The following is a 13,094-nucleotide window of genomic DNA, read 5'->3' as shown; positions in this document are numbered from 1 at the left end:
ATCGCATCTTTTAAGCAGATCGATAAGCATTGGGTAAGCAAGATGAGTCGAGATAGCGATGCGGTGTGAAGTTATCGAGCAGCATAAAAAAGGGGATTGAACCGGCGGTAAATGACGATAGGGTTAAACCGTTAGGCTTGTTGGCGTAAGGTAGACGATTAAGTAAAGCTTCTTTCTAGGTGCTGGGTAAGTCACCATGATCGATGAATCATTGGCTATCAACTATCAACTATCAACTATCAACAGTGAACAGTGAGTAAGTTAAGAGTTAAGCTGCCTTTCAGCTCTATCTTTTTGCCGCATATATGGAATACCTTTACAGTAAAAGTGAACTATTAATGGCGATGACGCGTATCTCAATGTCGATAAGTCGACTCATTAAAGATAAAGGTGATTTATATAGCATTGATCACTGAGTTTTATGCTGGTTTTAACGTTAGTGCAAACAAGCTAGTAAACGAGAAGTCCTAGCTGCTTGCTTATCTGTCAGAGTTAAAGTGTCCAGTTCAACACGCAATATGTGACTGATTTTAATTTAGCTTTTATCAAATTAGCCATAACTGTTACTAAAAGCGAGTGACGCGTTGCACAGTGAAAATCTGGGCCAATTGCAATTAGTGAAATCGATACAAGTAGCAACATTTATCAAATGTAATTAAATTACCAAATGTTGAGTGGCTGCCATTAAGGTGTATGACAGCCTCCAATCCCGCGTGGTTTCTCGGTTATTTCGACTTATCAACAAAATCTGTGGATAACCCTGTGAGTTGTCCAAATAAATGGCCGTCAAAGCCTTGGAGTATGGGCGTCGGACTTAAAATGCACTATTTTGGGTGGCAAAAATAAACTTCAATATTATCAATTGAGTATTAAAAGCAAGTGGTTTTTGTTGAGGGTGAAAACAAGGTTGCAATTTTGTAATCGAACGAAATTGATTTCTTGTGTATTAAATTGGCATTTTTGCTTAGTTTACGGGTGTTTTGTGAGCAAAAACCGTTGAAAATGGCTTGGTCTAAAAGTTTCATGTTTCTTCCACTAAATTGTCATCTAGCGGTGTTAATGCGTATTGAATTGACGACAGGAAGGATAACTGTGGAGCTTAGTCGGTGACTTGATTAGAATGGGGCGACTCATTAAAAGGATATGTGCGCGTGTCAGAATCTGTTTTTCAGCTTGAATCGCAATTCGCCCCCGCAGGCGACCAACCTACAGCGATAGCCAAATTAGTCGATGGACTCGAAGCGGGTTTAGCTTGCCAAACCTTACTCGGGGTGACCGGCTCAGGTAAAACCTTCACGATTGCCAATGTGATCCAAAAGTTAGGTCGCCCCACGATTATCATGGCGCCCAATAAAACTTTGGCGGCGCAGCTTTACGGCGAGATGAAAGAGTTCTTTCCCCATAATGCGGTTGAGTATTTTGTCTCATACTACGATTACTATCAGCCAGAAGCCTATGTGCCTGCATCGAATACCTTTATCGAGAAAGATGCGTCGGTTAATGCCCACATAGAGCAAATGCGCCTGTCGGCGACGAAGGCGCTATTAGAGCGTAAAGATGTGGTGCTTATCGCCTCTGTGTCGGCCATTTATGGTTTGGGCGATCCCGACTCCTATTTAAAAATGCTGCTGCATCTACGCCAAGGCGATGTGATGGGGCAGCGTGATATCTTAATTCGTCTCAGTGAATTGCAGTATAAACGCAATGATATCGAGCTACAGCGCGGTACCTATCGCGTGCGTGGTGAAGTGATTGATGTTTTCCCTGCCGATTCTGAGCGTAATGCCATTCGTGTTGAGTTGTTTGACGATGAGATTGAGCGTTTAAGCGAGTTTGATCCGTTAACCGGCCATATCATTAAGCGCATCGCCCGTACAACGGTGTACCCTAAGACTCACTATGTGACGCCGCGGGAAAAAATCATTGCCGCCACTGAGTTCATTAAAGAAGAGCTGCGTGAGCGTAAGCAATTTCTACTCGATAACAACAAGTTAATTGAAGCCCAACGTATCCATGAGCGAGTGCAATACGATGTGGAAATGATGGTGGAGTTAGGTTACTGCTCTGGCATCGAAAACTACTCGCGCTATTTGTCAGGCCGCGCACCGGGGGAAGGGCCGCCAACCCTACTCGACTATTTGCCCGCTGACGGTCTATTAATTATCGACGAATCCCATGTGACTGTGCCGCAAATCGGCGCCATGTACAAAGGTGACCGTTCCCGTAAAACCACATTGGTGGAATACGGTTTCCGCTTACCGTCAGCCTTGGATAACCGACCGCTCAAGTTCGAAGAGTTTGAGCAATTGATGCCTCAAACCATTTATGTGTCGGCGACACCGAGTGTCTACGAGCTGGAAAAGAGCGAAGGCGAGATTGCCGAGCAGGTCGTGCGGCCAACGGGTTTACTCGATCCTGAATTAGAAGTGCGTCCTGTTGGGACTCAAGTGGATGATTTATTGTCTGAAATCGCCAAGCGCGTCGCTGTTAACGAGCGGGTGTTAGTGACGACGCTGACCAAGCGTATGTCGGAGGATTTGACTGAATACCTCGACGAACATGGTGTAAAAGTGCGTTATTTGCACTCGGACATAGACACGGTCGAACGGGTTGAGATCATCCGCGATCTGCGTTTAGGTAAGTTTGATGTGTTGGTTGGGATCAACCTATTGCGCGAAGGCTTGGACATGCCAGAAGTGTCATTGGTGTGTATTTTAGATGCGGATAAAGAGGGCTTCCTGCGCTCAGAACGCTCGCTCATCCAAACCATTGGCCGCGCCGCGCGTAACGTTAATGGCAAAGTAATCCTCTATGCCGATCGCATTACCAATTCGATGGCGAAGGCCATTGGTGAAACTGACCGCCGTCGTGAACGCCAGCGCGCGCACAACTTAAAGCACGGCATCACACCTAAGGGCGTGGTTAAACGGATCACCGATGTGATGGATGTGGATGACGGCCGCGACAGTAAAGCTGTGTATGGCAAAGTGGCTGAACCTAAGTCCCATTACCATAAAGCCGATGCGACTGAGTTGAGCCATCAAATCGATCAGCTTGAGAAGAAGATGCACGAACATGCGCGCAACTTAGAGTTCGAACAAGCGGCGGCGATGCGTGATGAAGTCAAGCATTTGCGGGACTTGTTGATCAAGGCCTAGGTTAACCTTAACGCTAAAGATTAAAAAAGCCGTCCAGTAGTTATGCTGCGACGGCTTTTTAATGTCTGTCAGTGAATTAAGCAGAGGCTTTTACGGGGCTAAACTTTAGCGTGATGAAAACCGCTAAAGCACAAATCAGCCCACAGATTAAGCCAACCAAATGCGCCTCAGTTGCCACGCGCGCGCCTATCATGGCGGTGACATCATTGCTGGCGCCATAAAGCTGTTCGTGGCCAACCTTGATGATAACGCCAAGTAACAGCAGATAGCCTGAGCGTAGCTTGCGGACAATATCCTGCACCGCGCCGAAGGCGAATAAGCCGTGCAACATACCGCTTAAGCCGACATAACCGAGCAATTGCGGGTAGCCTAAATATAGGCCTATGCCTTCGAGTAAACATAATACGAGGAATAGTGCGCTTAAGCCTTTGAGATGGTAATGGAAATGATGCAAAAACAGCACAACCCAAAGACCCGCAAGATTCATCAACAGGTGCCACTGATTCGTGTGAAGTAAATTACCGCTGATTAAGCGCCACCATTCACCATCAGCAATAGCACTGCGGCGATAGGCGAGCAGGTTGTCGACAGCAGGACTGGGCAAGCCTGCGACATACAAACCCGCACATATCAGACTCACCACCAGCGCGACCCAATAGGGACTGCGTGTCATGCATTTGGCTCGCTAGCGTCGAGTGAAGCCATGACTGCGGTTTTATCCTGCAGATAGTCGTCCAGACCCCGTTTACGCAGATGACAGGCAGGGCAATCGCCACAACCATCACCAATCACACCGTTATAGCAAGTGAGGGTATGGTGGCGAACCAGATCGAGTTGCTGATATTTATCCGCCAGCGCCCAGGTTTGTGCCTTATTGAGCCACATCAAAGGCGTGATGATCTTAAGTTGTTTATCCATGCCTTGAACTAAGGCTGATTCCATCGCTTTAACAAAATCGTTGCGACAATCTGGGTAACCCGAAAAATCGGTTTCACACACGCCGGTGATAATCGCTTCAGCGCCTAATTGATAGGCATAAATGCCCGCAAGCGTTAAAAACAGAATATTACGTCCAGGCACAAAAGTATTCGGCAGGCCATTTTCCATTAGCTCATGTGAGACGGGAATCGCATCACGGGTAAGTGCCGATATCGCTAACTCATTGAGTAATGTGACATCCATGACTTTATGACTAGTGATCTTCAAGCGTTTGGCTAAGGATTTGGCGACTTCAATTTCTTCGCGATGACGTTGACCGTAGTCAAAGGTGATCCCGTGTACTTCATCGTACTGGGTTAGGGCTTGGATAAGACAGGTTGTCGAATCTTGTCCGCCACTGAATACTACCACTGCTTTGGACGCTAAGGGTTTTGACACTAAGCTCGTTGACATAAAGGATTTCACTTAACCGTAGAACACGCATAAATAGGCCGTTAGTGTAACTCAGGCCATAGGGCTTGCAAACTCTGGCGATCTACATCAAATAGGCTTTCTCGGCGCAAAAACTTGCAGCTCAAGCTAAAATCCACTATAAATGCCGCCCCAGAAAAGTGGAACGCCAGCATGAACTACCCAGTCAACGAAGTATTTGAAACCATTCAAGGTGAAGGTGTCTTTACCGGAGTGCCCGCCATATTTGTTCGCCTGCAAGGTTGTCCCGTGGGATGTGCTTGGTGCGATACGAAACAGACATGGGATGTGCTTGAAGTGAATAAAGTGACGCCAGAGCAAGTCATTACCGTAGACGGCACTATTGGTCGCTGGGCTGATCATACGGCGCAAAGTCTTATCGCTGCTTTTCATGCTAAAGGTTTCACTGCGCGCCATATCGTGATCACCGGCGGTGAGCCTTGTATGTACGATTTACGCGAATTAACTGAAACCTTGCACAGTCAAGGCTTTGCCACCCAAATAGAAACCAGTGGTACCTTTGACATCAATTGTGCCGATGACACTTGGGTGACGGTATCGCCCAAGGTGAACATGAAAGGTGGTTATAAGGTATTAGCGCAGGCGCTGAATCGTGCCAATGAGATCAAGCATCCTATCGCCACTGAAAATCACATCGCTGAATTGGATGAGTTACTGCAAGACATCGATATTTCGGCGAAAACAATTTGCCTACAGCCGATTAGTCAAAAGCCCAGAGCGACTGAACTGGCGATGAAGGTGTGTATTGCCCGTAATTGGCGTTTATCGATCCAAACCCATAAGTATTTGAATATTGATTAATGCTCTTGGGTTACTCTACCAACGATAAAAAACGCCTCACAATTGTGGGGCGTTTTTTATGGCTGACGTTTAGCGGTGGACTTTAAAGCCGTCAACTCAAGGGATTTAATCGAGTCGGTTAATCAAGCTCGCTTAGTTGACCAAAATGATTGAATGCCGCAAGTTGGCGCTGATAGGGGGCAATATCACCAATATTCGCCGCAATCCAATCAGCATCGTAATAAGTATCGAGATAACGCTCACCCGAATCACAAATTAGGGTCACGATTGAGCCTTGCTCTCCGCGCGCTTGCATTTGTACGGCAAGTTGCAATGCACCGTACAGGTTAGTGCCCGTCGATGCGCCGGTTTTACGGCCAATCAGTTGCTCTAACCAATGAATCGTCGCGACAGAAGCCGCGTCGGGGATTTGCAGCATAGAATCCACAACGCCAGGAATAAACGATGGCTCGACTCTTGGTCGACCTATGCCTTCAATTTTACTGCCATTGCAACAGGTTAAGCTGGCATCGCCGCTCTGATAAAAATCAAAAAATACCGAGTTTTGCGGATCAACTACGCAAAGCTGGGTCGCCAACCTTTGATAGCGGATGTAGCGGCCTATGGTCGCCGATGTGCCGCCTGTACCCGGACTCATCACTATCCAACGCGGGATTGTGTGTGGCTCGCGTTCCATCTGATTGAAAATAGAATTGGCAATATTATTATTACCGCGCCAGTCGGTCGCGCGCTCGGCGTAGGTGAATTGATCCATATAATGGCCGCCAAGCTCTGCGGCGAGGCGTGCCGATTCGGCGTAAATCTCACTGGAATGATCGACAAAATGGCATTGGCCGCCATAGAAAGTGATCTGCTCAATCTTCTTTTTAGCCGTGCTTTTAGGCATTACGGCAATAAAAGGTAAACCGAGTAAGCGGGCAAAATAGGCTTCAGAAATCGCCGTGCTGCCCGATGAGGATTCGATAATCGGCGTACCTTGCTTAATCCAGCCGTTACACAGGGCATAGAGGAAGAGTGAGCGGGCGAGGCGATGCTTTAAGCTGCCTGTCGGGTGGGTACTTTCATCTTTAAGATAAATATCTATGCCATCGAGCATAGGTAATTCAAGTTTAATCAAATGGGTATCGGCGCTGCGCTGAAAATCCGCTTCAATCTTGCCTATCGCATGGGCTTCCCACGTTGGGCAGAGTCTGCGAGCGCTGTGTGAGTCCACTGGCGGTTGAATTGTGTTAGATATCATCATAGTCACTTCGAAAGGGATCATTTTTAGAGCATATCACAGGGACGTGCAAAGCGGTTTTATTGGATCTGCTTGGAGTCACTAGCTTGAAGTCGCGCGAAGCGTGATTGATGTTAAAGACAAATATCGCGAACTAAAAAGATGGCTTCAAACAGAAGTGCAGTTTAATACAAAGAATGTAATCAGAACAAAAGGAATAGATGAAGTTATGGCAGATAAAACTTGGATAGACAAAACGGAAATTGAACAAGAGGGGTATAGATAATGAAAGAAATGGTGGAGGGAGAAGGATTCGAACCTTCGAAGGCTGAGCCGTCAGATTTACAGTCTGATCCCTTTGGCCACTCGGGAACCCCTCCACAAACTTTCTTTACTTTTAAAGCTGAACCAAACATTGGCCATGTTTGATACTTGAAAATGATTATCTGCGTTAGAGATAAAGATGGTGGAGGGAGAAGGATTCGAACCTTCGAAGGCTGAGCCGTCAGATTTACAGTCTGATCCCTTTGGCCACTCGGGAACCCCTCCACGAATACCTTTAACGCTTTTGTAAAACTCTACATCATTTTCGAACAACACTCACAAACTTACAGTGCAAATGGTGGAGGGAGAAGGATTCGAACCTTCGAAGGCTGAGCCGTCAGATTTACAGTCTGATCCCTTTGGCCACTCGGGAACCCCTCCTCAATTGCGGCCGCCATAGTAGTCAGAAACCTTTTGCATGTAAATACCCAATTTAAAAATTTTCCTAAAGTTATGCATCAAATGGTCGATTAACTAACAACGAATTGTTTTGACGATGTTTTTTTATGCAAATTGATGTTCCTTTAGTCAACGAAGCCCAAATTGGCACCCGCTTAAACGCGGCGATAGAAAACGACAGACGGGGTGAATTCGCCCTGTTGCTGTCGTTACTGTCCGTTGACGCACGGGACATGGCGCAATTTCAATGGCAAAACGAGCTCGATATGGCGCAAAAATTACAGCGTCAGTTCGAGTTGCCACCGCAGCAAAGCTTAATGGCGGATTTATCTTCTGCCGAACCAGTAGTCGATAACAGCAGTATTTTTATGGCCCAAGGTTCGCGGGCATTTCAATTACAGCAGGCACTGCGACCGGAAGCCTTAGTGATCCGAGGCGGTGAGAGCGTAGCAATGGCCGAGGCCCTGAGTAACTGTGATCATGTCACCCAGCTTAGGCAGAGGGGCCAACTCAGCGCGCCTAAGGTTGAAATCATGCATTTTGCCGATCAATTGGCAATCCAACGTAATCTGGTGCCTCTGCTTGCTTCTGCCTAGTTACCCATTTCCAGCAAGTCCTCTTCAATACCAATAGCGTCAATCTGCGCCATTTCAGTAAATAAGCGTGAGCTAAAGCCAGTTATCTTGAGGCTTAATTACCTATAATTCTGATTAACCTATCGAGTTAGCCACTTACCGCGCAAATAAATTAGCGAGCATAGTTTAGTGATGCCGTTAATCAGTCGCTTTATAAATAAGGAATACAGATGAAAGGCATAATAGAAGCACAGAGTCCGACCGTAAATGACACTTGCACCGATTGTGGCAGTTTTGTCGATATCGGTGCCGTCATTGATGAACACGATACCTTATTGACGTTAAATTTTGTTGGCGATAGCGCGCAAACAGATGCAGAAAGTATGGCGAGCCGTGCCCAAGCTCGATTTGCTGAAGTACAAACTGAGTTTGTGACCACGGCTGCGGGTATCGATTTACTGCTGACCTTTGGTGTGAGCGCCGAGAAAATGATTTTCCAATTGGAAAACGGTTTATAAGTTTTTGTGCAGCACTTTTAGCGGATAGATTTTAGCAAATAGAGTTCGAGCTTAATCGTTTTAACTGTCTAAAAATGCTGCAGTTGTTAACTTAATTGTAATAAATTGTGCCACATGTTGCTGCACTTACAGTAGATAGTGTAATCTGCCTCCAAATAAGAATAATTCAATCAGCTTAATTGCACATTTCAGGGTACGTTTGCGCGTAGCAAAGACCTTTAGCCCAACACGAAGTTTTGTAGGGAATCAGCGTGAAGCGACGTCAGCATCAGCATTTATTGGAGTCTTTGGTTCAGTCAACTGCAAAACAGCAGGGCGATTTCACCAAGACAGCAGAGTTAGCCACAGAGTTGTTGTGCCAGAATTTAGCGGTTTCTTTGGTGTCAGTGTGGACGTTTTCAGCTGATCAACAAACCCAAACACTCGTTGCACAATTTGGTTCTATGATGTTGCAAGACATTCATAGGCCTAAACTATTACAAGTTTGTCCCCGTTATGTGCACGAGCTTAAAACCCTGCGCCATATCGATGCTGGCAATACGCTGACCGATCCCCGTTTAAGTGAATTGGCAGAGTGCTATTTTATCCCGCGGAATATCAATTCGAGTCTCGACATCGCCATTCGCATCAATGGTAGTCTGGAAGGTGTGCTCTGCATCGAGCGGGCGCAATTTACTCCCCATTGGCACGACAGCGAAATCCACCTCGTGTGCCAGATGGCAGATCAATTAGCCCTGACCTTAGCGACAAAACACAGCTACGACAAAGAAGAAAGCCTGAGCTTATTTCGCTGCGCAACAGAGCAATCACGGCAGATCAGTATGCTCATTAATCTGCATACTGAAAAAGTCGAGTATGTGAATCAGGCGCACAGTGAAATCACTGGCATGCCCCGTGAGCAGATAATCGGCGCAAATATCCGTGAATTGGCTTTTTTTAAGCAGCATGCCCAATTAGCCGAGCAAACCCTAGCGCAAATTTTTAGGGGCGAAATTGCCAAAGGCGAAGTGCAGTTTAGTCGTGCCGATGGCAGCCGCTATTGGCTGACATACGTGCTGAGTCAATTTATTACCGATCGCGGCAATCATTATGCCTTGGTCTCGTGTGAAGAAAATACCGATGAGCATAACTACAAATCAGAGCTTGAACGGCTCGCTTGGCGCTGTGGATTAACGGGGCTACATAACCGCACCCACTTTAATCGAGTACTTGAACGTACCAATAAGGGACTGTTGTTATTAGTCGATCTGGTTGGATTTAAGCGGTTTAACGATACCTATGGCCATGAGAATGGCGATAGCTTATTGATTGAAATTGCCCGCCGTTTGAAACATTTCTCCGAGATCAATAAAGCCACCGAAATTGCCCGTGTCGGCAGCGATGAATTTGCCGTGCTGCTGACTGATGATAACGCAGTATACGATCTCGATTATTTTAGTACGCGTCTGTATCAGCATCTGGCTATGCCTATCTTAATCGGTCGCGAACAAGTCGAGCCCAAGCCTGCCTTAGCTGTGGTTGATATCGCCTCGGTGGCGAGTTTGTTTGCGCCGTTAACCTGTGCCGATATTGCCGTTCAGTATGCTAAAAAGAAAAAGGGCACAGCAATCCAAGTGTTTAACAGCACTTTATTGAGCGCATTTAAAGAAGATGCACAGATAGAGCGCGATTTACACAGTGCCATCCGTGGTCGTCAGTTTGAGCTTTATTATCAGCCACTGAGGGATTTAGAGCAGAATACCTATATTGGCGCTGAAGCTTTAATCCGTTGGCATCATCCTAAAAGAGGCGTGTTATTTCCCGCATCTTTTATCGATATTGCCGAGCAATCGGGGATGATTAATTCCATCGGCAGCTGGGTGTTAGAGGCCGCATGTCGCCAGTTGAACCTGTGGCAACACCATAACGCGGACATGACAATGCACGTAAATGTGTCGGCCCGTCAGTTTTTCAGTGGCAATTTATTCGAGCAGGTGTGGCAGCTATTAACTCGTTATCGATTGAAACCTAAGACGTTAATTTTAGAGATCACTGAGACTGAGTTGATGGGCGACATTCGCCATGCGACCTTGTTATGCCAAGAATTGGCTGAATTAGGCGTAGGACTTGCGATTGACGATTTTGGTACGGGTTACAGCTCTATGCGGTATTTGAAACAGTTCCCGATCAGTAAACTCAAAATAGATCGGTCGTTTATTTCAGATCTCACTGTGAGTCGCGAAAGCCGCGAAATTGTCTCAGCCATTATCGCCATGGCGAGTGCTTTGAATATCTCCTTGACGGCAGAAGGGGTTGAAACCCTTGAGCAAGAAGCCTTTTTAGCGAAAAGCTTTTGCCATCAGGCGCAGGGTTATCTCTACAGTCCTGCATTGCGGGAGCCTGAGTTTGCACAATTTATCTTGTCGGCCAAAAGCCCTTCAGTTTTGACCCACTAAGCAGGTGTGAGCAGCTTTTAAACCGTTGTTTTCGATAACTCGCGATGACTCTTGATAACTTTCGATTAAAGTAAGGGCTGGTAAGATTGCTAACTTAGATTACGCATCTAGCCTACACATCTAGAGCATAAACCTAGCCTGTCTTTATTTTTTAATCTCTATGCTTGTTAAATCAGTGATGTAAACCATTACTGTAATCCTTCAGCACAATATTGCGCCGCATGCTCATAGCAACAGCTTATGATTTTAACTCAGAGAGACTTTAAGCAGCATTGTTTGAATTTTTTACCGCTATGGCAAACGCAAACATCATTTCTGCCGGGTAACTTTGCCGTCATTTGCTGGCCTTGGCTGTAATACCAGCGGCCCGTTTGATAGATAAATTCCGAACGCTCATAGATAGCATCAATTTCACCTTCGAGTTTGTACCAAGCCTTAAACGTCACTGTGCCATGTCTTTGTTCAGCGATTGCTTGACTCACAGCTTGTGAGATGTGGGCGGGTGTTTCACTGCTGCTGAGTACTTCTAGTCCTAGCCAATGTGGGTGAGGGCTATTATTAAGGCTTGCTAGGGTGAGATCGTTCAGGTACTCGGGATGATGTGTTTTCAAAATGTAATCAAAATTTTTCAACACAAATGCGCAGTAACGTGAGCGCATGAGTTGCTCGGGCGTGCGCGCAACGACTTGCCCAGAATCGACATGAATATGCAGTGGATTGCAGCAATCTTGGTAACGTTTGCTACTGCCACAGGGGCAGCTTTGTTCAGTTGTCGTCATGTTTTCTTTGCGGTATCGATTAAATGATGATTTTTTCAATAAATTAAGCTTTTATTCTAACGCATTATACTTTTATTTTAATGCATTAAGCATGTATCTGAATGCGTTAAATAGCGTCAGCACAAAACTTAGGGCAGCTTCTTACCCGCAGGTAAAGGCGGGAACTGGCGACCATAATACAAGTTAGGCACAGGTTTCGCATTCAGGTAATAGCTAGGTTCTGCACGATTATTGGTGTCTAAGCTCACTTTCCATTGGGTCGCTGAGACTTTTTCTGTACCAATGGCAAATTTGCCTGCAAATTCACTCACAGGTTCGCCCGTTTCTTTTGCTGGGTAAAATCGAACCAAATAATAGCCAGTATCTATGGCACCATCGCCGATAATTTTACGCTTGGTGATGCGAAAATCCACGTCGATAGTGGCTTTCTTCGCGCGGATTTTATCGAAAAACTTTTGGTAAATCGCGACGATATTATCTCGGCCATAGTAAATTTCTTTACTTTGACTCTCAGACAAGTAGCTAGCGTCATCGGCATAAATCTCACGAGTCACTTCAGGGGACAATTGATTAAAAGCGCTAATAAATAAAGGATAATTAGCGTTGATCAATTGATCATCGGTGGATTTTGTATGCGTTTTAGCTGGATTGGCTAAGCTTGGCAGCGACAATAGGCACATCAGGACTAGCGGCAAAAATTTCATTACTTTATTCTAATCTGGCAATCATGGCGTCACTATAATGGAGCCGCCCGCTGAACTAAAGCCTTGAATGATTACAAAGTGTGTTTCTGTACAAGAGTGTGAAGTAAAGGAGCTTGCCATGCTGGATGATGAATCAGCACTGTTTTTTGAGGAAATGGCCGGAGTTGTACCATTGAAAGGCGAGGTGCCTGTGGTGAGTTTTGCGCCCAAAGCGTTAACGGCGGAACAAATCCACAGACGCGATGCCTTACAAAGGGAAGCTTATTTAGCGTGTATGCCACTGGATTTGAAAGCGTTTGTGCAGCAAGCGCCGGATGACATTGTCAGCTTTAAACGTGAAGGGGTACAAGGCGGCGTTTTCAAGCGGTTACGCATGGGGCAATACAGTATCAAGATGGAGCTTGATGTGCATGCCTATCAGCTTAATCAAGCTCGCGAGGCCGTACTCAACTATTTACTGGCAGCGCAGGCGCACGGTGAGCGGTGTGTGATGTTGATCCACGGTAAAGGTTATCAGAGTCAACCCTTTGCTGGATTACTCAAATCCGCTGTGTGTTGTTGGTTATCACAACTGGATATGGTGCTGGCCTATCATTCGGCGAAAACTGAGCAGGGCGGCACTGGGGCGCTGTATGTGATGTTAACTAAGTCTGAACAGTTAAAGCTTGAAAACCGTGAAGCCAATCGTAAAGGCATGGGCTGGCGTTAGACCAAAACAGGCCCAGTATTTGATAAAAAGTATTGAGAAATA

Annotated in this window: 12 protein-coding genes and 3 tRNA genes; 7 read left to right on the top strand and 8 right to left on the bottom strand. The window is 46.1% G+C overall.

Annotation, left to right across the window (positions count from 1 at the left end; all coding sequences use genetic code 11):
• The first annotated feature begins 1,151 nt into the window (after nt 1–1,151).
• A complete protein-coding gene (gene uvrB, locus OX890_RS13200; RefSeq protein ID WP_006087199.1) occupies nt 1,152–3,158 on the top strand; it encodes an excinuclease ABC subunit UvrB in 2,007 nt (668 codons plus the stop codon).
• Between the two features lie 76 nt (nt 3,159–3,234).
• Here the strand turns inward: uvrB and rrtA are convergent, their stop codons facing one another.
• Together rrtA and queC are read right to left on the bottom strand one after the other, a co-directional pair.
• Complete coding sequence (rrtA, locus tag OX890_RS13195) at nt 3,235–3,831, bottom strand: rhombosortase (RefSeq protein WP_107404459.1); 597 nt, start codon at nt 3,829–3,831, stop codon at nt 3,235–3,237.
• Entirely contained in the window at nt 3,828–4,550 is a 723-nt protein-coding gene (queC, locus tag OX890_RS13190) for a 7-cyano-7-deazaguanine synthase QueC (RefSeq protein ID WP_107404460.1), read from the bottom strand. The genes rrtA and queC overlap by 4 nt, the downstream gene beginning before the upstream one ends.
• A 171-nt stretch (nt 4,551–4,721) precedes the next feature.
• Here queC and queE point away from each other — a divergent pair, with 171 nt between their 5' ends.
• Complete coding sequence (gene queE / locus OX890_RS13185; RefSeq protein WP_107404461.1) at nt 4,722–5,390, top strand: 7-carboxy-7-deazaguanine synthase QueE; 669 nt, start codon at nt 4,722–4,724, stop codon at nt 5,388–5,390.
• A gap of 118 nt (nt 5,391–5,508) precedes the next feature.
• Here the strand turns inward: queE and OX890_RS13180 are convergent, their stop codons facing one another.
• Entirely contained in the window at nt 5,509–6,654 is a 1,146-nt protein-coding gene (locus OX890_RS13180; RefSeq protein ID WP_268649358.1) for a PLP-dependent cysteine synthase family protein, read from the bottom strand.
• Nucleotides 6,655–6,733: 79 nt separating this feature from the next.
• Here OX890_RS13180 and OX890_RS13175 point away from each other — a divergent pair, with 79 nt between their 5' ends.
• Nucleotides 6,734–6,895: a hypothetical protein gene (locus OX890_RS13175; protein ID WP_159049125.1), complete on the top strand. Its 162-nt coding sequence runs from the start codon at nt 6,734–6,736 to the stop codon at nt 6,893–6,895.
• A 9-nt stretch (nt 6,896–6,904) separates the two neighbouring features.
• Here OX890_RS13175 and OX890_RS13170 read toward each other — a convergent pair.
• The 3 genes from OX890_RS13170 to OX890_RS13160 all read right to left on the bottom strand — a co-directional run bounded on the left by OX890_RS13170 (nt 6,905) and on the right by OX890_RS13160 (nt 7,314).
• A tRNA-Tyr gene (locus OX890_RS13170) sits at nt 6,905–6,989 on the bottom strand.
• Between the two features lie 84 nt (nt 6,990–7,073).
• A tRNA-Tyr gene (locus OX890_RS13165) sits at nt 7,074–7,158 on the bottom strand.
• A 71-nt stretch (nt 7,159–7,229) separates the two neighbouring features.
• Nucleotides 7,230–7,314: transfer RNA gene (locus tag OX890_RS13160), tRNA-Tyr, on the bottom strand.
• 125 nt (nt 7,315–7,439) lie between these two features.
• Between OX890_RS13160 and OX890_RS13155 the strand changes: the two genes are divergently transcribed.
• The 3 genes from OX890_RS13155 (at nt 7,440) to OX890_RS13145 (ending at nt 10,860) form a co-directional block, all read left to right on the top strand.
• Entirely contained in the window at nt 7,440–7,928 is a 489-nt protein-coding gene (locus tag OX890_RS13155; protein ID WP_011839922.1) for a VC2046/SO_2500 family protein, read from the top strand.
• 209 nt (nt 7,929–8,137) lie between these two features.
• Nucleotides 8,138–8,425, top strand: a complete 288-nt coding sequence (locus OX890_RS13150) for a DUF406 family protein (protein WP_063884401.1) — start codon at nt 8,138–8,140, stop codon at nt 8,423–8,425.
• A gap of 251 nt (nt 8,426–8,676) precedes the next feature.
• Nucleotides 8,677–10,860 (top strand): sensor domain-containing phosphodiesterase, encoded by a 2,184-nt coding sequence (locus OX890_RS13145; protein WP_268649357.1) that lies wholly within the window; start codon nt 8,677–8,679, stop codon nt 10,858–10,860.
• A gap of 251 nt (nt 10,861–11,111) precedes the next feature.
• Here OX890_RS13145 and OX890_RS13140 read toward each other — a convergent pair whose 3' ends face one another.
• Together OX890_RS13140 and OX890_RS13135 are read right to left on the bottom strand one after the other, a co-directional pair.
• Complete coding sequence (locus OX890_RS13140) at nt 11,112–11,639, bottom strand: YchJ family protein (RefSeq protein ID WP_268649356.1); 528 nt, start codon at nt 11,637–11,639, stop codon at nt 11,112–11,114.
• Nucleotides 11,640–11,767: 128 nt separating this feature from the next.
• Nucleotides 11,768–12,343 (bottom strand): YybH family protein, encoded by a 576-nt coding sequence (locus OX890_RS13135; protein ID WP_006087192.1) that lies wholly within the window; start codon nt 12,341–12,343, stop codon nt 11,768–11,770.
• A gap of 118 nt (nt 12,344–12,461) precedes the next feature.
• On the opposite strand from OX890_RS13135, the gene smrA reads away from it, so the two are divergent.
• The gene (gene smrA / locus OX890_RS13130) at nt 12,462–13,052 is read left to right on the top strand and encodes a DNA endonuclease SmrA (RefSeq protein WP_268649355.1); all 591 of its coding nucleotides are present in this window, start codon (nt 12,462–12,464) and stop codon (nt 13,050–13,052) included.
• The last annotated feature ends 42 nt before the right edge of the window (nt 13,053–13,094 follow it).

Origin of the sequence: Shewanella sp. DAU305, from assembly GCF_026802235.1 — a bacterium.
Classification (GTDB): Bacteria; Pseudomonadota; Gammaproteobacteria; order Enterobacterales; family Shewanellaceae; genus Shewanella; species Shewanella baltica.
Note: the sequence above shows the minus strand (reverse complement) of the source record. Positions and strands in the feature narration are given on the sequence as shown.